16 protein-coding genes are annotated in these 18114 nt (G+C 73.3%); 8 read left to right on the forward strand and 8 right to left on the reverse strand.

Annotated elements, in window-relative coordinates:
- The first annotated feature begins 159 nt into the window (after window positions 1–159).
- Window positions 160–1512 carry an NsdA family TPR-like regulatory protein gene (locus tag AC3IX6_RS37440; RefSeq protein WP_489367761.1) on the forward strand — a complete coding sequence of 451 codons (1353 nt, stop codon included), beginning with the start codon at window positions 160–162 and terminating at the stop codon, window positions 1510–1512.
- 33 nt (window positions 1513–1545) lie between these two features.
- On the opposite strand, the gene AC3IX6_RS37445 is transcribed toward AC3IX6_RS37440, so the two are convergent.
- Entirely contained in the window at window positions 1546–1848 is a 303-nt protein-coding gene (locus tag AC3IX6_RS37445; RefSeq protein ID WP_489367762.1) for a putative quinol monooxygenase, read from the reverse strand.
- 116 nt (window positions 1849–1964) lie between these two features.
- Here AC3IX6_RS37445 and AC3IX6_RS37450 point away from each other — a divergent pair, with 116 nt between their 5' ends.
- Entirely contained in the window at window positions 1965–2702 is a 738-nt protein-coding gene (locus AC3IX6_RS37450; RefSeq protein ID WP_489367763.1) for a DUF1838 family protein, read from the forward strand.
- Window positions 2703–2733: 31 nt separating this feature from the next.
- On the opposite strand, the gene pip is transcribed toward AC3IX6_RS37450, so the two are convergent.
- Window positions 2734–3654 (reverse strand): prolyl aminopeptidase, encoded by a 921-nt coding sequence (gene pip, locus AC3IX6_RS37455; protein WP_489371677.1) that lies wholly within the window; start codon window positions 3652–3654, stop codon window positions 2734–2736.
- A 480-nt stretch (window positions 3655–4134) separates the two neighbouring features.
- Here pip and AC3IX6_RS37460 point away from each other — a divergent pair, with 480 nt between their 5' ends.
- Together AC3IX6_RS37460 and AC3IX6_RS37465 are read left to right on the forward strand one after the other, a co-directional pair.
- The gene (locus AC3IX6_RS37460; protein WP_489371678.1) at window positions 4135–5898 is read left to right on the forward strand and encodes a S8 family serine peptidase; all 1764 of its coding nucleotides are present in this window, start codon (window positions 4135–4137) and stop codon (window positions 5896–5898) included.
- A 225-nt stretch (window positions 5899–6123) separates the two neighbouring features.
- On the forward strand, window positions 6124–8922 hold the full coding sequence (locus AC3IX6_RS37465; protein WP_489367764.1) for a helix-turn-helix transcriptional regulator: 2799 nt from the start codon (window positions 6124–6126) through the stop codon (window positions 8920–8922).
- Here AC3IX6_RS37465 and AC3IX6_RS37470 read toward each other — a convergent pair whose 3' ends face one another.
- The 4 genes from AC3IX6_RS37470 to AC3IX6_RS37485 form a co-directional block, all read right to left on the reverse strand.
- The gene (locus tag AC3IX6_RS37470) at window positions 8923–9834 is read right to left on the reverse strand and encodes a glycoside hydrolase family 19 protein (protein WP_489371679.1); all 912 of its coding nucleotides are present in this window, start codon (window positions 9832–9834) and stop codon (window positions 8923–8925) included.
- 196 nt (window positions 9835–10030) lie between these two features.
- On the reverse strand, window positions 10031–10441 hold the full coding sequence (locus tag AC3IX6_RS37475) for a rodlin (RefSeq protein WP_489367765.1): 411 nt from the start codon (window positions 10439–10441) through the stop codon (window positions 10031–10033).
- 340 nt (window positions 10442–10781) lie between these two features.
- The gene (locus tag AC3IX6_RS37480; protein ID WP_243333056.1) at window positions 10782–10973 is read right to left on the reverse strand and encodes a DUF5302 domain-containing protein; all 192 of its coding nucleotides are present in this window, start codon (window positions 10971–10973) and stop codon (window positions 10782–10784) included.
- Between the two features lie 114 nt (window positions 10974–11087).
- Window positions 11088–11531 (reverse strand): MarR family winged helix-turn-helix transcriptional regulator, encoded by a 444-nt coding sequence (locus AC3IX6_RS37485; protein WP_266875140.1) that lies wholly within the window; start codon window positions 11529–11531, stop codon window positions 11088–11090.
- Between the two features lie 143 nt (window positions 11532–11674).
- Here AC3IX6_RS37485 and AC3IX6_RS37490 point away from each other — a divergent pair, with 143 nt between their 5' ends.
- The 3 genes from AC3IX6_RS37490 (at window position 11675) to AC3IX6_RS37500 (ending at window position 14238) form a co-directional block, all read left to right on the forward strand.
- Window positions 11675–13228 (forward strand): MFS transporter, encoded by a 1554-nt coding sequence (locus AC3IX6_RS37490; RefSeq protein WP_489367767.1) that lies wholly within the window; start codon window positions 11675–11677, stop codon window positions 13226–13228.
- Window positions 13229–13343: 115 nt separating this feature from the next.
- Window positions 13344–13508: a hypothetical protein gene (locus AC3IX6_RS37495; RefSeq protein ID WP_489367768.1), complete on the forward strand. Its 165-nt coding sequence runs from the start codon at window positions 13344–13346 to the stop codon at window positions 13506–13508.
- A gap of 109 nt (window positions 13509–13617) precedes the next feature.
- Complete coding sequence (locus tag AC3IX6_RS37500; protein WP_489367769.1) at window positions 13618–14238, forward strand: HutD/Ves family protein; 621 nt, start codon at window positions 13618–13620, stop codon at window positions 14236–14238.
- Here the strand turns inward: AC3IX6_RS37500 and AC3IX6_RS37505 are convergent.
- A complete protein-coding gene (locus AC3IX6_RS37505; protein ID WP_489367770.1) occupies window positions 14226–15359 on the reverse strand; it encodes an FAD-dependent oxidoreductase in 1134 nt (377 codons plus the stop codon). The genes AC3IX6_RS37500 and AC3IX6_RS37505 overlap by 13 nt on opposite strands.
- 88 nt (window positions 15360–15447) lie before the next feature.
- The gene (locus AC3IX6_RS37510) at window positions 15448–16887 is read right to left on the reverse strand and encodes an MFS transporter (RefSeq protein ID WP_489367771.1); all 1440 of its coding nucleotides are present in this window, start codon (window positions 16885–16887) and stop codon (window positions 15448–15450) included.
- A gap of 127 nt (window positions 16888–17014) precedes the next feature.
- Between AC3IX6_RS37510 and AC3IX6_RS37515 the strand changes: the two genes are divergently transcribed.
- Window positions 17015–17620: a TetR/AcrR family transcriptional regulator gene (locus tag AC3IX6_RS37515; protein ID WP_489367772.1), complete on the forward strand. Its 606-nt coding sequence runs from the start codon at window positions 17015–17017 to the stop codon at window positions 17618–17620.
- The last annotated feature ends 494 nt before the right edge of the window (window positions 17621–18114 follow it).

The following is an 18114-nucleotide window of genomic DNA, read 5'->3' on the forward strand; positions in this document are numbered from 1 at the left end:
GCAGGGCGGTCACCGGCCGGCCGGGACGCCCCGATCCGTGGGAGGCGCCGCACGCACGGGCCCCGCGGCCCCGGGCCCGCAACCTTTGCCCCCGTTTGGCCGTTCCTACGGCAAAGCAACCTTCTCGAGCGACCCGCATCGCAAGGAAGGACCACCGCCGTGCCCGCTGCCAACCACCTCCTGCACCGCCTGATCAGGGAAACCGGCTGGACCTACGAAGCCCTGGCCCGGCGGATCAACACGAGCGCGCAGGCGGTCGGCCTCACCACCGGCTACGACCGCACCTCGGTCGCCCACTGGCTGCGCGGCAGCACCCCGCGCGACCCCGTCCCGGGCCTCCTCTGCGAGATCCTCGCCGCCCGGCTGAACCGGCCCGTGGGCCCGGCCGACATCGGCATGCACGACCGCTGCGCCGCGGACCGTTCGGGCGCCGGCCTCTCCGGCTCCTCCAGCCCCTCTGACCCCTCCGGCCACGACCCGGGTCCCGGACTCCACGCCCTGGCGGCGGAGCTCCTCGCCACCGTGCCCGGACTGCACCCGCACCGCAGGCCCCGGAGCGGCGAGGCCCACCGGGTCCCCGAACAGCGCGACCGCGCCGCGGCCCCGCCCGGTGCCGGGCCCGATGCCGGCCAGGTGCCCGCCCTGTCCCACACCGAACTGCGCCGGGCCGCCGAGAACTTCTTCACCGGCCAGGTCGACGCCCTCGGCGGGGACGCCACCGCGCCCGTACTCCTCGCGTACCTCCAGAGCACCTTCCGTACGGCCCTCACCGCCACCGGGGACGAAGGGTCCCTGTCCGCCCTGGAGATCGGGCACGCGGCGCGCACGGTGCTGCTCCTGGCCCGCAGTTACGCCGACCAGTGCTCCTTCGCCGAGGCGCGGCGGACCCTGATCCGGGCCGCTTCCCTCGCGGAGCTGGCGGGGGAACTCTCCACCCAGGCGATCGCCCTGCGCATGCTCAGCCAGGACGCCCTCGACCAGAACCAGCCGGCCGTCGCACTCTCCTACGTACGCCGGGCGCTGGAGATCGCCCCGCGCGCCCCCGACGCCGTACGGGCCTTCGTGGCCGCCCAGGCGGCCCAGGTGCACGCGGCCCTCGGGCACCGGGTGGAGGCCCTCGCCTGGCTGGAGGCCGCCGACCGGGCGCAGGGCGCCATGGCGGGCGAGCCGGATCCGTTCCACGTGTACCGTCCGGCCGCTATGGAGTTCAAGCGCGCGGTGGTGCTCGGGCTGCTCGGGGACCATCCCGCGGCCCACGCCGCCCTGGACGCCTCGCTGGCCTCCCGCCCCGCCCAGCAGGAACGCGCGATCATGCTCACCCACGTGGAGCGGGCCCGGCTGTACCGGCAGGGCGGCCGGGAGCGGGAGGCCACCGCCGAACTGCGGTACGCCGAAGCCCTCAACCGGGGCGTGCACTCCCCGCGCGCGGCCCGCGAGATCGAGCTGCTCGGCGCGGGTGGTGCGGGCGGCACGGGCGGTGCGGGTGGCGCAGGCGGCGCCCCCGTCGGCTGATCCTCCGGCCGGCGGGCATCGGGCCCGGGATCCTCAGGCCAGCGGCGCCGCGTCGAGCTCGATCACCTCCGCGGGCCCCGCACGGAACGCGGGGCTCGCCGCGTCCGCCTCGATCATGTGCGGGGTGACGTCGTGCGCGGCGAGGGCCGCCCGCGAGGACCACTCCTCGATCAGGGCGAACCGGTCCGGGTCACCGCTCACTTGGTGCATGTCGTAGCGAATGCAACCCTCCTCGGCCCGCACGGCCGGCGCGAGGCGCTCGTAGGCCTCGATCTGCTCCCGGCCGCGGCCCGGGAGGGTGGTGATGAGGATCAGGAGTCGAACTGTCGATGGCATGGGCCGCATGCTAGATCGACCGCACCGGCCGGCGGAAAGGAATTTCCGCCCGCCGGTGCCCGCACGGCCGGTCCGGTCCTTGCCCGGTACGGGCCGACCGCGCAAAGTGGCCCGGTATGACACCCGATGAGCTCCTGCGGGCCCTCGCCCGTACCCGCGCCTCCCTCGACGGATCCGAGGTCACCTTCTGGTGGACCGGCGACGTCCACGCCTGGGCCCCCGGAGAGCCGTACCGGCGCCTCTTCGGCTTCGAAGGCCTCAACGTGGCCCGGCTGGTGGAGGACGGGGCGCCGGGGACGTATCAGCTGCTCACCCGTGAGGCCGCGTTCTACCTGGACCCGCTGACCCGGGAGATCCTGGAGACCTGGGAGGACAAGCCCGTGGTCCACGTCTGGAACGACCCCGCGAACCAGAAGTGGCGTCCCTTCCCCGTCCCCATGACCGAACTGGGCGACGAGGTCTGCTTCAGCCTGGAGATCCCGCTCGCCTACCCCTCCCCGCTGCCCGTCGCGCAGTACCCGGCGAACTCGGCCGACGACACCTACCGGGCCCTGGAGCTGTTCCAGTTCTTCGCCCCCGCCTCGGTCCTCGCCACCGACGCGCCCAGCGTCCCGTCCACCATGTCCTGGACCCGGATGTCGCCCTGGCTCCCCTGGATGGAACAGGGCCCGCGCCCCGGCGGGCTCACCTTCCACTGCCGGGGCCGCAAACTCGCCTCCTACGCGGAGGTCCCGGAGCGGACCCGCGCGTACATCGCGGCCCGACACCCCGAGTTCGCCCAGGCCCCCGAGAAGTGGACGGAGCCGAACGAGACCAGCTGGACGTACTTCCGCAAGCTCAACCCGCCGTCCTGACCCGCCCCGCCGTCCGGACCCGCCCGGGCTCTCAGCCGTCGGCCGCGAACCGGTCGAGGGCGCCGAGCACGTGGTCGAGGGTGGCCGCTCCGCCCAGGTGGCCCGCCTCCTCCACCACGGTCAACTCCGCGCCGGGCCAGCCACGGGCCAGTTCCCAGGCCGTGCCGAGGGGGCTTCCCATGTCGAGCCGGCCGTGGATCAGGACGCCCGGGATCCCGGCCAGCCGGTGGGCCCCGCGCAGCAGCTCGCCCTCCTCCAGCCACGCGCCGTGCGAGAAGTAGTGCGAGCAGATGCGGACGAGGGCGAGCCGGGCCGCCGGCGGCCGGCCGGTGTACGGCTGGGAAGCGCCCTTCGTCTCCCCGGACAGCACCGCGTCCTCCCAGGCGCACCAGTCCGCCGTGGCCTTCGCCCGTACCGCCTCGTCGGGATCGGCCGCCAGGCGCGCGTAGGCGCCGACGAGGTCGCCGTCGCGCGCGGTGCCACCGGATCCGGCGACGAACCGCTCCCACTGCTCGGGGAAGTACCGGCCTACGCCGCGGTACAGCCAGTCGATCTCCGAGCGCCGGGTGGTGGTGACGGCCGCGATGACGATCTCGGAGACCCGCTCCGGGTGCCGCTCGGCGTAGGCCAGGATCAGGGTGGAGCCCCACGAGCCGCCGTACAGCAGCCAGCGGTCGATGCCGAGGTGCTCGCGCAGCCGCTCCATGTCGGAGACCAGGTGCCCGGTGGTGTTGTGCCGCATGTCGGTGGCCGGATCGCTCGCGTGCGGGGTGCTGCGGCCGCAGCCGCGCTGGTCGAACAGGACGACCCGGTAGCGTGCCGGATCGAAGAGCCGGCGGGCGCTCTCGGTGCACCCCGACCCCGGACCGCCGTGGACCACGAGGGCGGGCTTGCCGTCCGGATTGCCGCATACCTCCCAGTAGATGACGTTCCCGTCGCCGACGTCGAGCATCCCCTTGTCGTAGGGCTCGACCGGCGGATGGAGCTCTCCCACGCCCTGACCTCCTCATCTCCCCGCCCCGGACGACCGTTTGCCGGCGGGTTCGTCGGGTTCCGGCCACCCTACGGGGGGCCCGGCAGGGTGCGGACAAGGGTTTTCCCCGTATCGCGTTCATCCCCGCTTTGCCTACTGTCTGCCCACCGGCGATCCTCCCCGTACCGAACAGCCCCCGCGCCCACCCCACATGGCGTGAAGCTGGGAAGTCGGTCCGTCTCCGGTGCCACTGTTGCCCAGCCCCGACGCTGCGGCGGGCGACGACGTGGTGTGCAGCAGCGGTGGCCGGGCGGGCTTGACCAGCCCGTTCCGGCTCCGCGGCCGCCGGTCAACCTCCCACACTGCACCAACCGGCCGCCCCGGCGCGTTCTGTGGCGGCCCGCGAAAGGGAACACCGTGCACGCATCCAGACGACGCAGGCTCATATCCGTGGTGGCGATGTCCGTCACCCTGCTCGCCGGCTCCGCCACCACCTCCCTGGCGCTGTCCGCCGCGGATCCCGCCCCCGCCTCGACCCTCCCGGCTTCCGGCGCCCCCACCGCCGCGGCCCCCGTCGAGAACCTCATCGTCGGCTACAAGACTTCGGCCGCGGAGGCCGGCTCCAACTCCGCCGCCGCCGCCGACGTGGCGGCGAAGGGCAAGAAGGCCTCGAAGAAGGCCACCTTCGAGCGCCGCCTCGGCACCGGAGCCGCCCTCGTCACCCTCGGCGCCCCGGCCGACGCGGCCGCCGTCATGGCCCAGTTCCGTGCCGACCCCGACGTCGCCTACGTCGAGGCCGACTCCCGCGCCTACGCACTCGCCGTCACCCCCAACGACACCGAGTACGCCAGGCAGTGGGACCTCTTCGAGCCCACCGCGGGCATGAACGTTCCGGCGGCCTGGGACAAGACCACCGGTTCCGGCGTCACGGTCGCCGTGATCGACACCGGCTACGTCGCCCACTCCGACCTGGCCGCCAACGTGGTCGCGGGCTACGACTTCATCGCCAGCTCCACCGCCGCCCGTGACGGCAACGGCCGCGACAACAACCCCGCCGACCAGGGTGACTGGAGCGCGGCCGGCGAGTGCGGCACCGGCTCCAAGGCCAGTGACTCCTCCTGGCACGGCACCCATGTCGCCGGCACGATCGCCGCCGCCACGAGCAACGCCAAGGGCATCGCCGGCATCGCCTACGGCGCGAAGATCCAGCCCGTCCGCGTGCTCGGCAAGTGCGGCGGTGCCACCTCGGACATCGTCGACGCCATCACCTGGGCCTCCGGCGGCACCGTCGCGGGCATCCCGGCCAACGCCACCCCGGCCAAGGTCATCAACATGAGCCTCGGCGGCTCCGGTGCCTGCACCGCCACGTACCAGAACGCGATCAACGCCGCCGTCGGCCGTGGCACGACCGTCGTCGTCGCCGCCGGCAACAGCAACTCCGACGCGGCCGGCTTCTCGCCCGCCAGCTGCAACAACGTGATCAACGTCGCCGCCAGCAACCGCACCGGCGACCGCTCCTTCTACTCGAACTACGGCGCGATCATCGACGTTGCCGCCCCGGGCGGTGAGACCCGCCGCGCCACCGACACGCCCGGTACCATCACCACGCCCGAGAACGGCATCTGGTCCACCCTGAATACCGGCGCCACCACCCCCGGCGCCGAGAACTACGAGCCCTACCAGGGCACCAGCATGGCCGCCCCGCACGTCGCGGGCCTCGCCGCCCTGCTGAAGTCGGCGAACTCCGCGCTGACCCCGGCCCAGATCGAGTCCGCGATCAAGACGAACGCCCGCCCGCTGGCCGGCACCTGCACCGGCGGCTGCGGCACCGGCCTCGCCGACGCCGCCGCTGCCGTCGCCGCCGTGACCTCGACGCCGCCCACCCCGGGCTTCGAGAACACCACGGACTTCGCGATCGGTGACAACACCACCGTGGAGAGCCCGGTCACCGTCACCGGTGTCACCGGCAACGCCCCGGCCACCCTCAAGGTCGGCGTGAACATCGTCCACACCTACATCGGTGACCTCAAGGTCGACCTGGTCGCCCCCGACGGCACCGTCTACACGGTGCACAACCGGACCGGCGGCAGCGCCGACAACATCAACCAGGTCTACACCGTCAACGCCTCCTCCGAGGTCGCGAACGGCACCTGGAAGCTGCGCGTCAACGACAACGCGGGCGGCGACACCGGAAAGATCGACTCCTGGAACCTGACCTTCTGAGTCCGGTTCCGCTCGTACCCGAACCACCCCTGACGGTGCGATAGTACGGACCAAACGAGCCCGCCGGGCCTGCCGATACCCCACGTATCGGCAGGTCGGGCGGGTTTTCCTGTCACGTGACTGGAATCTGCGTCACAATCCGGGCCCGCCGGGCATCCGACCTCGTATTGTCGCGTCTCACAGGAAGGGCACAGGGACGGGCAAGCGAGAGGCTGGTGGCTGTGCGTGGTGGTGGCGACGGGGAACGCTGACACGACCGTAGGACACCCGACCGTCGGACACGGCGAACTGATCAAGGCGGTCGACCGCGCGCTGACCACGCACGGACGCGCCCTGCTCACCGGCCCCGCGGGCGCCGGCAAGACCGAGGTGCTGCGCGCCCTCACCGAGGCCGCCGCCCTGCGCCACGGGACCGTACTGCGCCTCGCCCCCGGAGCCGCCGACCGGTGGATACCCGAAGCATCCGCCGCCGCCCTCCTCGCCTCCGTCCCCGCCACCGCGCTGGACAGCCTCTCCGGACCGCAGCGCACCGCCATCGCCCTCCTGCGCCGCGAAACCGACGCGCCACGGGCCGGCCGGGACCACGTCGCCCTGCGCCTCGCCGTCGTCGAGGTCCTGCGCACCCTCGCCGCCCGCGGACCCGTCCTGCTCGCCCTCGACAACGCCCAGTGGATCGACGCGGAGAGCATCGACCTGCTCCGCTTCGCCCTGCGGCTGACCCCGCCGCGGGTACGGGTCATCGCCGCCGAGTGCGTCCAGGGCGGAGCCCCGCTCTGCGAGCCCCTCTGCGGACCGGACACCCCCCAGATACGGGTGCCTCCCCTCGGCACCGACGAGGTCGCCGAACTCCTGGTGCGCCGCGGGCTCCCGGCCCGACTCGCCGGCCGCATCCACCAGGCCAGCGGAGGCAACCCGCGCCTCGCCCTGGCGCTGGGCCACTCCCTCGCCGAAGCCGCCGACTCCCGCGCGGGCGGCGCCCACCACGCCGATCCGCTGCCCGTCTCCGGGCAGGCCCGCGAGGTGGCCCGCCGACTGCTCGGCGTCGTCCCCGCCCAGGCCCGGCGCACCCTGCTGTTCGCCGCCCTCGCCGCCCGCCCCACCACCGCGCTGCTGCGGCGGGCGGGGCGCCCCGACGCGGAGGCCGAGCTCGCCGTGGCCGAGCGGGCCGCCCTGCTCACCGTGGAGGAGGACGGCACGATCCGGTTCACCGCCGGGGCCCTGCCGACCGCGCTGGCCGCCGACGCGGGCTGGCCCGAACGCGCCGCCGGACACGCCGCCCTGGCCGCCGCCGTGGACGACCCGGTCCAGGCCGTACGCCACCGCGCGCTGGCCGTGGACGCCCCCGACGAGGCGCTCGCCGCCGAGGTCACCGAGGCCGCCGCCGCCTGCCGGCGCCGTGGGCAGCGGGCGCTGGCCGCCGAACTCGGCCTGCTCGCGGCCGACCGGACCCCCGGCCACCTCCCTGCCGAGGAACTCGCCCGGCTCGTCGGCGCCGCCGAGGACGCGGGCTGGGCCGGCCGCGCCGACCTCGCCCGCCGCGCCACCCGCGCCGTACTCGCCCGCGACGCCTCGCCCGCGGACCGGGTGCGGGCCCGCCTCGCCGTGATCGACGCCGAGGGCCAGGCCCTCGGCTCCCTCGACGAAACCTTCGCGCACGCCGCGGCCGACGCCGAGGGCGACCCCGCGCTGGAGGCCGCCATCCGGCTGCGGCTCGCCTGGAAGCACAACCTCAGCGACGGGGACCCCGTCCGCTCCCGCGACGCCGCCGCGCAGGCAGGCGTACTGGCCCGCAGCGGCGGCGACCAGGTCGCCGAGGCCATGGCGCTGACGGTGCGGGCCCGGATGGGCCGCATCCTCGGCGATACGGACGCCGAGGAGATCCTCGCCGAGGCACTCGCCCTGCCCGCCCCCGAGGTACCGCTCGGCATGCGCAACGCCCCGCAGTACCTCGCCGTCCGTCACGCCCTCTTCGACGACCGGCTCGCCGACGCCGGACGCCAGCTCCTCGTCCTGCTGCCCGCGGTGCGGCGCACCGGATCCGCCGAGGACGTCTTCGAAGTGCTGCGCAGCCTCACCGAGGTGGAACTGCGCCGGGGCAGGTGCGCGGCGGCCACGGCGCACGCCCGCGACGCCCTGCGGCTGACGGTGGAGGCGGGCCTCTCACCCGGCCCCGCCTGGTACGTCGCCGCGATGGCCGAGGCCGTGGGCGGCGGCTTCCCGCGCGCCGCCGGATATGCCCGGCGCGGCATCCAGGCCTCCGAGGAGGAGCACGACCAGATCTTCCTGTCCCGCGGCCTGTACGTGCTCGGCCTGGTCGAGCTGGCCACGGGCGAAGCCGCGAAGGCCGTCGCCACCCTGCGCCGGGTGGCCGAACTGGAGGCCGCCCAGCAGGTGGTCGATCCCTCGATCCTGCGCTGGCACGGAGAGCTGGCAGAGGCCCTGGTCGCCGCCGACGCGCCCGACGAGGCCGCCGAGCTGCAGGCCCGCGTCCGTACGACGGCCGTCGCACTCGGTCGCACCAGCGTGATCGCCGCCCTCGACCGGGCCCGGGGGCTGTGCCTGTCCGCGCACGGCGAGGCCGAGGCGGCCGTCGCCCTGCTGGAGGACACCGCGGAGCGCTTCGCGGACCTCGAACTGCCCCTGGAGCGGGCCCGTACGCTGCTGGCCCTCGCCCGGGTGGAACGCCGCCGCCGGCGGCGCGCACCCGCCCGCGCCGCCCTGGCGGCGGCCGCCGAGGCCTTCGCCCGGGCGGGCGCCACCCCGTGGGCCGAGCTCGCGCGGGAGCCGTCCCCGTCCCCGTCCGCGTCGGGCAGTGAGGGCGGCGGCGGGGCCCGGCCCCTGGCCGCCCTCACGGAGGCGGAGACCCGCCTCGCGGTGCTGGTGGCCCAGGGCGCCAGCAACCAGGAGGCGGCCGCGAAGCTCTTCGTCAGCGTGAAGACCGTGGAGGCCCGGCTGACCCGGATCTACCAGAAGCTCGACGTCCGGTCCCGGGCCCAGCTGGCCACCATGCTGCGGCTGCGCTGACTAGCAGCTCAGGTTGTTCCCCGGGGTCACGCCGAGGATCTGCGTGAAGCTCTGGTAGGAGTTGATCCGGCTCTGCACCTGCGCCGGGTTGCCGCCGTTGCACTCCAGGGCGCCGTTGATGGAGCGGATGGTCTCGCCGAAGCCGGCGCCGTTCACCATGGCGGCGTGGGCGGTCATCGTGCCCGGGCCGTTCTGCGTGTTCCAGTACCAGAGCGCCGTCTTCATCGCGACGGCCGGGTCCTGCTCCACCAGGTAGGGGTTGGCCAGGAGGTTGATGCCCAGGGCGTCGCCGGCCGCCTTGTAGTTGAAGTTCCAGCTCAACTGGATGGGCCCGCGCCCGTAGTAGGCGGCCTGCCCGGCGGGACAGCCGTAGGACTGGCTGGTGTCGCAGTAGTGCGGGTAGTTGGCGGTGTTCTGCTCGACTATGTGCACCAGCCCACCGGTCTCGTGCGAGACGTTGGCCAGGAAGGCAGCAGCTTCGCGCCGCTTGACGGTGTCGTCACCGGTGGTGGCGAAGCCGGGGTAGGCGGACAGGGCCGCTACCAGGCCGTTGTAGGTGTAGAAGGGGTTCCGGTTCGGGAACATCTGGTTGAACTGGGCCTCGCTGACCACGAATCCGGACGGGTTGGGGGTGGTCGGGTCCGGGTTCGGGGTCCCGCCGCCTCCGCAGACGCCCTGGTCGGACCAGACGCCCCACTGGCCGGTGGTGCCGGGGGTCTCGCCCTGGGTCCACCACTTGGCCAGCCAGTTGTGCCCGCCGTACGAGGCGGTCGCGCCGCCGGTGTAGACGGCCGAGGTCGCCCACGCGCCGACGCAGGCGGGAGCGGCGGCGGCGGGGGAGGAGGGGAGGGCGATCGCGAGGCCGAGGGTGACGGCCGCGGTGGCGGCCAGCGAGAGGGCGCGGCGGTGCAGGGTGCGCTTCACGGAAGTTCTCCTTCAGTGGGGGGAGTTGCCGTGTTGCCGTGGGGGGCAACGGGGATGTGGCAACGGACAGCTGTGCCCACTGAAGCGAGGATGGTCTGGACCTGTCAAGGTCTAGACCAAAACGCAGCGCCGGTGCGCCGCCCCGAAGGGCAGTGCACCGGCGCCGTGTTGTGGGGGTCGCGGGTCAGCTACCGGCGGAGACGTTGCCGGAGAGGACCGGGATGTTGTCCAGGATGTGCGAGGCCGTCTCGTCGCCCTTGGCCTGGGTGGAGTTCTCGGCACACTGCTGGTTCTGCGGGTTGGACGCGATCGGGATGTCCTGCACGCCGACGTTGACCAGCGCCAGGATCGACTGGGCGTTGACCTTCGCGGGCAGGCCGACGCAGAGCTTGTTCAGGGAGCCCTGGATGGCCGCCATCTGCGGGCTCATCGCGCCCTTGGTCTCCTGGTTGCCGTAGAGCTGCGAGGACTCGTTGCCGTTGACCGTGTTGACGCCGTTGTCGTTGCCGATCGCCATCGCCGGGGAGGCTACGGCGGCACCGGCACCCAGAACGGCGGCGGTGGCGGCTGCGGTGGCCATGAACTTCTTGAGCATGTGGGGGATCCTTCTTCTGTCGCACTGTCGCATGAGATAGCTGCCCTCGGCGGGACGAGCTGCTCAACTGCCGTGGACACCGGGGGTTATCACCCATCACCCGAGTGGCCCAACCTTGCACTCCACAGGTGCGGTCCGGCGTCGGCCGATTGACCGAACGGCGGCGGGAGCGACGGGCGGGCGGATCCCCTGCCCCGCGTGTGGACGCACGCGTGCGCCCCGGGTTCGCGCTGTGCGCGCGGGGCGGGTGTGCCGCCCCCGCCCGGATCCGGACCGTGTGCGGGTCCCGGATCCGGGTGGGGCCGGCGGGCGGTGTCGCGGCAACGCGACGCCGCCGGGGTCAGCCGGTCTTGCGACGGACCTTCTTGTTCTTGCCCCCGGGGTTGCCGCCGGCGCCCTGGATCTTCGCCCGGCTCTGGTGTGCCTGCTGCGACTGGGCATTGGCGGCGTTCCGCTCCAGGGCCTCCTTGAACTTCCGCTTGGCCTCCTCGGCCGGCGATTCGTTCTGCGGGGTGTCTGATTCTTCTGACATGCGTCCTCCTGGAATGTTCTGAAGCCGTTGCAGTCTGTCAGGTGGCGTTTCCCCTGGCCAACGCGTTCGGGCCCAGTGGCCTCGAACCGGCTGCGGAGCCGCGTCGGGGGAGTCTCAGGCGTCCTTCTCCAGGGTCGGGCGCAGTCGCTCCAGCAGGGCGTGGAGGGTCGCGCGCTCGGTGTCGTCCAGGACGTCGAGGGCGCCGTGCGTGGCCTGCATCTCCTCGCGCACCCGGCGGATCACCTCGCGGCCCGCGTCCGTGGCCACGACGTTCTTGACGCGCCGGTCGGCGGGATCGGGCTCGCGGCGGACCAGCTCGCGGGCCTCCAGCCGGTCCACGATGCCGGTCACGTTCGAGGCGTCGCAGACCAGCAGGGTGGCGAGGCCGCGCATCGGCAGCGGGCCGTTCAGCTGGGCGAGGACCTTCGCCTGGGTGGAGGTGAGGCCGTGGTGGGCGGCGGCGCCCGCGAAATCGCGCCACTGGGCGGTGCCGATCGCGGCGAGCAGCTCCAGGAGCTCCAGCTTGGTCGGGACGGCGTGGGGGGTGGTGGCGCTCATGCCCGGAGCCTACTCAAGATGCTTTACATGGGCAACCTTTTACTTGACCACCTTAACTATTGAGGTCTACCGTCTGCTGGAGTCGAAGTACTTGATGACGTCAAACATCTGCGATCTGAAGCACTGAGAAGGTCTTCCCTGCCATGAGCACCACTCCCACCGCCACCACCCGGGCCGGCGGCCACCGGAACGAGACGGTCATCGTCTTCGCCCTGAGCCTGGCCGCCATGGTCGTGTCGATGATGCAGACGCTGCCGGTCCCGATCCTGGGCCTGATCCGCAGCGATCTCGGCACCACCACCGCCAACGTCAGCTGGGTGACCACCGCCACCCTGCTGTCCGCCGCCGTCTTCACCCCGCTCCTGGGCCGCTTCGGCGACCAGCACGGCAAGAAGCCGACGCTGGTGGCCGTACTCGGCGTCATGGTCGTGGGCTCGGTCATCGCGGCGCTGGCGTCCTCGCTGCCCCTGCTCCTCCTCGGCCGCGTCCTGCAGGGCGCCGCCACCGCGATCTTCCCGCTCGCCCTCTCCGTGCTGCGCGAGGAGGTCCGCCCGCAGAAGCTCCCCGGAGCGATGGCCCTGGTCAGCGGCACCCTCGCGTTCGGCAGCGGCCTCGCGCTCGTCGCCACCGGCCTGCTGACCTCCGGCAGCGACGCCGACTACCGCAACGCCTTCTGGATGGCCACCGGCTTCGCCGTGCTCGCGCTGCTCGCCGTCGTCTTCCTGGTTCCGGCGACCCGGCACAAGACCGGCGGCCGCACGGACTTCCTCGGCGCGCTCACCCTGGGCATCGCCCTGCTGCTGCTCCTGCTGCCGATCTCCCAGGGCCACGAGTGGGGCTGGGCCTCCGGCCGCACGCTGGGCAGCTTCGCGGGCGCCGTCGTCATGACCGCCGTCTGGGTGTTCACCGAGCTCAAGGTCCGCGAGCCCCTCGTGGACATGCGGATGTTCGTCCACCGCCCGGTCCTGATGGCCAACCTGGCCGGCATCCTCGTCGGCTTCGGCATGTTCGCGAACTTCCTGGGCGTCTCCTACCTCGTCCAGATGCCCAAGGCCCTGACCGGCTACGGCTTCGACGCCTCCATCCTGCGCGCCTCCGTGGAGTTCCTGCTCCCCGGCGCGATCGTCTCGCTGCTCGCCTCGCCGATCGGCGGCCAGCTGGTCCGCCACCGCGGTCCGCGCGCCGCACTGGCGGTGGCCGCCGGCCTCGGCGCCGCCGGCTTCGGCTGGCTGGCCCTGGACCACGGCCACAGCGCCTCGGTGATCGGCGCGGGCCTCGTCGTCGGCGCGGCCGTCAGCTTCGGCTACGCGGCCATGCCGGCCGTGATCATGGCGAGCGTCCCGCACCACCAGAGCGGCATCGCCAACGGCATCAACTCGATCTCCCGCTCCACGGGCAGCGCGATCGGCAGCGCCATCGTGACCACCATCCTGGCCTCGAAGACGATCGAACACCTCCCGGCGGGAGTTCCCGCCCTGCCGGCCGAGTCCGGCTTCACCCTCACCTTCGTCATCGGCGCGGTGGCCTTCGGCCTGGTCGCGGTCATCAGCGGCATCGGCCTGCGCGGGGCGCACGGGCCGCGGACGACCGCCATGGGTGCCGCCACCCCGGCGGCCGCGGGAGGCCCGGCGGCGCCGGCCGCCGCGGAGTCCGCCGCGAAGACCCCCGTACCGTCGGCCGCGAAGGCCGACGCCTGATCCGTCCGCACCGCACCGCATCGCCGGTGCGACTCCACCACCGGGCCGTCCCCGGGTCCAGCCGCGCACGCGGCGGGACCCGGGGACGGCTTTACCCGTTCAAGAGACCGCATCCTTGACCAGTGATTGGTCCAGCGGCGCCTCGGTGGTCACCAGCTCCACCGGCTGGACCAAGCTCACGGGCCCGTTCACCACCGGCCCCTCCGGCACGACCACCGTCTACCTGCACGGCTGGTACGGCCAGGGCCCGGTCTACGGGGACGACCTCACGGTGGGCTGAGCGTTCCTCCGGTTCGACCTGCCCCTGGACGTCCCGCACCGTCGGCCGGGGGCGCCCGGATAGGCTCGACCGGGCCCGGGAAGGATCTCCCCGGGCCCGGAAGGGTGCCATGACCAGCGAAGCAGTGATCCGGATCCTGCGGGCGGCCGACCGGCCGGCGGCGCGGTGGAAGAACGGCGGGGGAGTCACCCGCGAGATCGCCGCCGGGCCGGACGGCGCGGGCATGGACGATTTCGGCTGGCGGGTGAGCCTTGCGGAAGTCACCGCCGACGGCGCCTTCTCCGTGTTCCCCGGCGTCGACCGCACGCTCACCCTCGCGGAGGGCGCCGGCATGGACCTCGCGATCGGCGGCGTACGACGCCTCGTGGACCGGCGGTACGAGCCCCAGCGGTTCCCCGGGGACGAGCCGACCGACTGCCGGCTGCTGGCCGGGCCGGTGGTGAACTTCAACGTGATGTACCGCCGGGGCGTGGTGAGCGCCGACACCGCCGTCGTACGGGGAGACCTCGCGCTCGCCGTACGGCCCGGCGAGAGCCTGCTGGTCGTGGCCCTGGAAGGGACCGCCGAACTGACGGGCTCCGTGGAACTGACGGGCTCCGCGGAACTGGGCCCGTACGACGCCGCCCAGGTCACGGGCCCGGGCGAGATCGGGCTGCGGAGCGCCGGGCGCGCGGCGGTGGTCCGCCTTGCCCCGGGGCCGCGGCCGGCGGGCCGGGCTCAGCCCGCGTAGGAGGCCATCCGCTCCACCAGCCCCAGGGGCGCGTCGGCGCCGAAGCAGAGCTCGAGATTGTCCGCGGACTCGGCGGCCGCGGCCTCGGAGCGCGGGAACAGCGCCTCCTCGTAGGTGGCGAGGGCGCCCTCCGGATCCCCGGGACGGGCCGCGAGGGCCGCGGCGAGCTCGGCTCCGTCGAGCATGGCCAGGTTGGCGCCCTCCCCGGCGAAGGGGGACATCAGGTGCGCCGCGTCGCCCAGCAGGGTCACCCCGGGAGTGCGGGTCCAGCGGTGGCCGACGGGAAGCGCGTGGACGGGCCGGGCCACGAGCGGGGTGTCGCTCCCGGCGACGAGCGCGCGCAGCCGCGGGTCCCAGTCGGCGAACCGCTCCAGGACGGCCTCCCGAGCAGGGGTGGAGCCGGCCGTCGCCCACCGCTCGGCCGTCCGCAGGGCGGCGTAGACGTGCAGGGTGCCCGCCGGTTCCCGGTGGGCGAGCAGGCCCTGTCCCTCGCCGAGCGCGAACATCATGCCGCCGCCGACCAGGGACGCGCTCCCGGGGTGGCGGGCATCGGCCTCGTACAGGTGCGCCTCGACGAAGGAGAGCCCGCAGTACCGCGGCACGGCGGGGGAGACCAGCGGGCGGACCTTGGACCAGGCGCCGTCGGCGCCGACGAGCAGCCCGGTGGTGAAGGCGGAGCCGTCGGTGAGCGTCACCTCGTGGCGGCCGTCGCCGAGGGCCCGTACTCCGGTGGCCTTGGACCCCCAGCGGACCGTGCCCGCGGGGAGCGAGTCGAGGAGGAGGTCGCGCAGCGCGGCACGGTGCACCTCGGGACGGCCGCGGTCCTCGTCGTCCTGCGCGTCGGCGTGTTCGAGGTGGACGGCCGCGCGGCCGTCGAGGATCCGCATGGCCTGGCCGCCGGGGAGCACGAGCGCGCGGAAGCCCTCGTGGAGTCCGGCCGCGCGCAGGGCGGCCTGGCCGGATTCCTCGTGCAGATCGAGCATGCCGCCCTGGTCGCGGGCGGTGCGTGAGGTGTCGAGGTCGAAGACGGCCGCCTCGATCCCGTGCAGGTGCAGGACGCGGGCCAGTGTGAGGCCGCCGAGTCCGGCGCCGATGATCGCGAGGGGGTGGTGGGTGGTCATGGTGGTGCTCCTCGGGTGAGCTCGGGTTCGGGGGGAGTGGGGTGGTGACGTGGGCTCGGCTCGGTGACGTGGGCCGGTGACGTGGGGGTCAGGCGCCGTGGACGGCGGGTTCCGCGTGCGCGGCGCGGGGCAGCAGCCGCAGGGCCGGGAGACAGGCGGCGGTGACGGCCAGGACGGCGCCGAGGCTGACGGCCATGGCGTGGGCCGGGGCGCCGGAGTGGAGGTAGACGGTGGTGACGACGGCGGAGCCGATGCCGTTGGCGATCTGCTGGACGGCGGTGAGGGAGCCGCCCGCGCTGCCGGCCTCCTCGGCCGACACGTCGCCGAGGGTGATGTCGAAGAGGGTGCCGAAGCAGGCGCCCATGCCGAGACCGGTGACGAAGACGGCCGGGGCCATCGTCCACAGGGTGAGGTCCGTACCGCGGGAGAGGACGAGCGCGAGGAGCCAGCCGGCGCCCGCGAGGGTGAGCAGCATGCCGGCCAGGATGAGCGTGCGCCCGAGCTTGCGGGTGAGACCGGCCATGCCGGCGACGGCCGAGGCGATGATGCCGAGGGTCAGCGGCAGCAGTCCGAGAGCGGTGTCGCCGGGGGTGGAGTGCAGGGCCTGCTGCATGAACAGGGAGGTCACGTAGAGCAGGCCGCTGGTGACCGCGAAGTACAGCATTCCGACGAACAGGCCCGAGGTGAAGCCCTTGTTGCGGAAGAGGGAGGGCTTGATCAGGGGTTCGGCGGCGGTGCTTTGACGGCGCGCGTACAGGACGAGGAAGACGAGCCCGGCGGTCAGCGAGCCGAGCGCCGTCGCGCCCCAGCCGTGGGTGGAACCCTCGATCAGGCCGTACATCAGGGCGAACATCGTGAGGCCGAGGAGCGCCGCGCCCACGCCGTCCACGCTCAGGGAGCGGTCGCCGGAGTCGCGGGGGAGCAGACGGGCGGCGGCGAAGGTGCCGAAGACGCCGAGGACCAGGTTGATCAGGAAGACCGGGCGCCAGGACAGGCCGGCCAGGTCGGCGTCGATGAGGAAGCCCGCCAGGATCGGGCCGCCGACGGTGGCCGCGCCGAGGAGCGGGCCGAAGAGGTTGAAGGCCTTGCCCAGCTGCTCGCGGGAGAACGACCTCGTCATGATCGCCATGCCCTGCGGGATGAGCAGGGCGCCGAAGGCGCCCTGGAGCACGCGGGCCGCGATGAGGAGGGCGGGATCGGGGGAGAGCCCGCAGACGGCGGAGGCCGCCGTGAAGCCGGCCATGCCGATCAGGAACAGCCTGCGCTGCCCGAACTTGTCGCCGAGCCGGCCCCCGAGCACCAGGAGCACGCCCATGGCAAGGGTGTAGGAGGAGCCCAGCCACTTGATGAGGCTCTCGCCGCCGCCCATCTCCCGGACGATCGTCGGCGCGGCGATGTTCGTGACCGTGGAGTCGATCATGTCGAGGGCGTCGGCGAGCAGGACCAGCCCGAGGATCAGCCAGAAGGCGGTGGTGGAGAGGGAGGCAGCCGTCCTTCGTGGGGTCCGGATTTCGGCTACGGAAGACATGGCGGCTCCTGGATCGAGAGGGGAGGGAGTGAGGCGCGTCGGCTTCCTTTCCAGAAGAACACAATGACTATGAAAGTGCAATCGATACACTTTCAGAGTGGATAGGGTCCGGCTCTATGCTGGTTCCATGGCGCGTATCGACAAAGCAGAGGCAGAACCGGACGGCCCCGGGCGACGCGAACGCAAAAAAGCCGCAACCCGACAGGCCCTCGCCGACGCCGCGCTACGGCTCTTCCTGGAGAAGGGCTTCGACCAGGTCAAGGTCGCCGAGGTCGCCGAAGCCGCCGATACGGCGCTGACGACCCTGTTCGCGCACTTTCCCGGCGGGAAGGAGGCGCTGATCCTGGAGGACGGTGCCGAACGGGAGGAGTCCCTGGCCCTGGCGGTACGCGGCCGGGCCGACGGGGTATCGGTCCTGGCGGCCCTGCGCGCGTTCTTCGCCGGCCGAGGCCCCTTCGACCCGGACCCGGCGCCGGAGTTCCTGCTCAAGACGCGGCTCGTCGTCGCCACGCCCGCGCTGCGCGCCTACGCCCGGCGGATGTGGACGGGCTGCGAGGAAGCCCTGGCCGGGGTGATCGCCGAGGAGTGCGGACGCCCGGCCGGAGACGATTCGCTGCGGATCCTGGCCCGCTACGTCCTGGAGATTCCCGACCTCGCGGGCCTGCGGCCGGACCCGCGGCGCGCCCTGGACACCGCCTTCGACCACCTGGAACGCGGCTGGCCCGGGGTGTGACCCGAACCTCTTGACGCGACCCGTCCCACCGCCGCCGGCCGGGTGCCCCGTCCCAGACGTCTCAGAAGGCGAACTCGCTGCGGCCGAGGGAGACGAACACGGCGAGGATGGCGATGACCCACGCCCCGAGGGCAGGCACTCCGGCGATGACCATGGCGGCGTGCTCCAGGGCCGGCTTCGTCTCGTGATTGCCCCGCCAGTCGGAGCCGCTCTTGTTCGCGAGGGCGCTGGCCCGGGGGACGGCCGGGCACCATCCGTACGCGTACTCGGCTGCACTCCGGATACAGGGGCCGGGGGCGACCTGAGGGCCACTTCGACGCCTGACCGGACAGCGAGTTGGCCGAATCGGGTCGGTTCCTTCCCCCTGGCTCGCGCGCGGCTCTACGCTCGTCCGATGGCCCGATATTCGAAGCCGGGCCTTGGCGCCGTCGACCGGGGGAGATCGTGGACGTCCCGACGTTGATCCTGTTGGGGACGGCGGGTGGTCTGCTGCG

The organism is Streptomyces sp. GL_141 (assembly GCF_057834385.1).

Excerpts from the sequence above, each read along its gene's own strand:
- AC3IX6_RS37445 (WP_489367762.1), bottom strand. The coding sequence starts at position 1,848 with ATGCCATCGACAGTTCGACTCCTGATCCTCATCACCACCCTCCCGGGC.
- AC3IX6_RS37450 (WP_489367763.1), top strand. The coding sequence starts at position 1,965 with ATGACACCCGATGAGCTCCTGCGGGCCCTCGCCCGTACCCGCGCCTCC.
- pip (WP_489371677.1), bottom strand. The coding sequence starts at position 3,654 with ATGCTCGACGTCGGCGACGGGAACGTCATCTACTGGGAGGTATGCGGC.
- AC3IX6_RS37460 (WP_489371678.1), top strand. The coding sequence starts at position 4,135 with ATGTCCGTCACCCTGCTCGCCGGCTCCGCCACCACCTCCCTGGCGCTG.
- AC3IX6_RS37475 (WP_489367765.1), bottom strand. The coding sequence starts at position 10,441 with ATGCTCAAGAAGTTCATGGCCACCGCAGCCGCCACCGCCGCCGTTCTG.
- AC3IX6_RS37480 (WP_243333056.1), bottom strand. The coding sequence starts at position 10,973 with ATGTCAGAAGAATCAGACACCCCGCAGAACGAATCGCCGGCCGAGGAG.
- AC3IX6_RS37485 (WP_266875140.1), bottom strand. The coding sequence starts at position 11,531 with ATGAGCGCCACCACCCCCCACGCCGTCCCGACCAAGCTGGAGCTCCTG.
- AC3IX6_RS37490 (WP_489367767.1), top strand. The coding sequence starts at position 11,675 with ATGAGCACCACTCCCACCGCCACCACCCGGGCCGGCGGCCACCGGAAC.
- AC3IX6_RS37500 (WP_489367769.1), top strand. The coding sequence starts at position 13,618 with ATGACCAGCGAAGCAGTGATCCGGATCCTGCGGGCGGCCGACCGGCCG.
- AC3IX6_RS37505 (WP_489367770.1), bottom strand. The coding sequence starts at position 15,359 with ATGACCACCCACCACCCCCTCGCGATCATCGGCGCCGGACTCGGCGGC.
- AC3IX6_RS37510 (WP_489367771.1), bottom strand. The coding sequence starts at position 16,887 with ATGTCTTCCGTAGCCGAAATCCGGACCCCACGAAGGACGGCTGCCTCC.
- AC3IX6_RS37515 (WP_489367772.1), top strand. The coding sequence starts at position 17,015 with ATGGCGCGTATCGACAAAGCAGAGGCAGAACCGGACGGCCCCGGGCGA.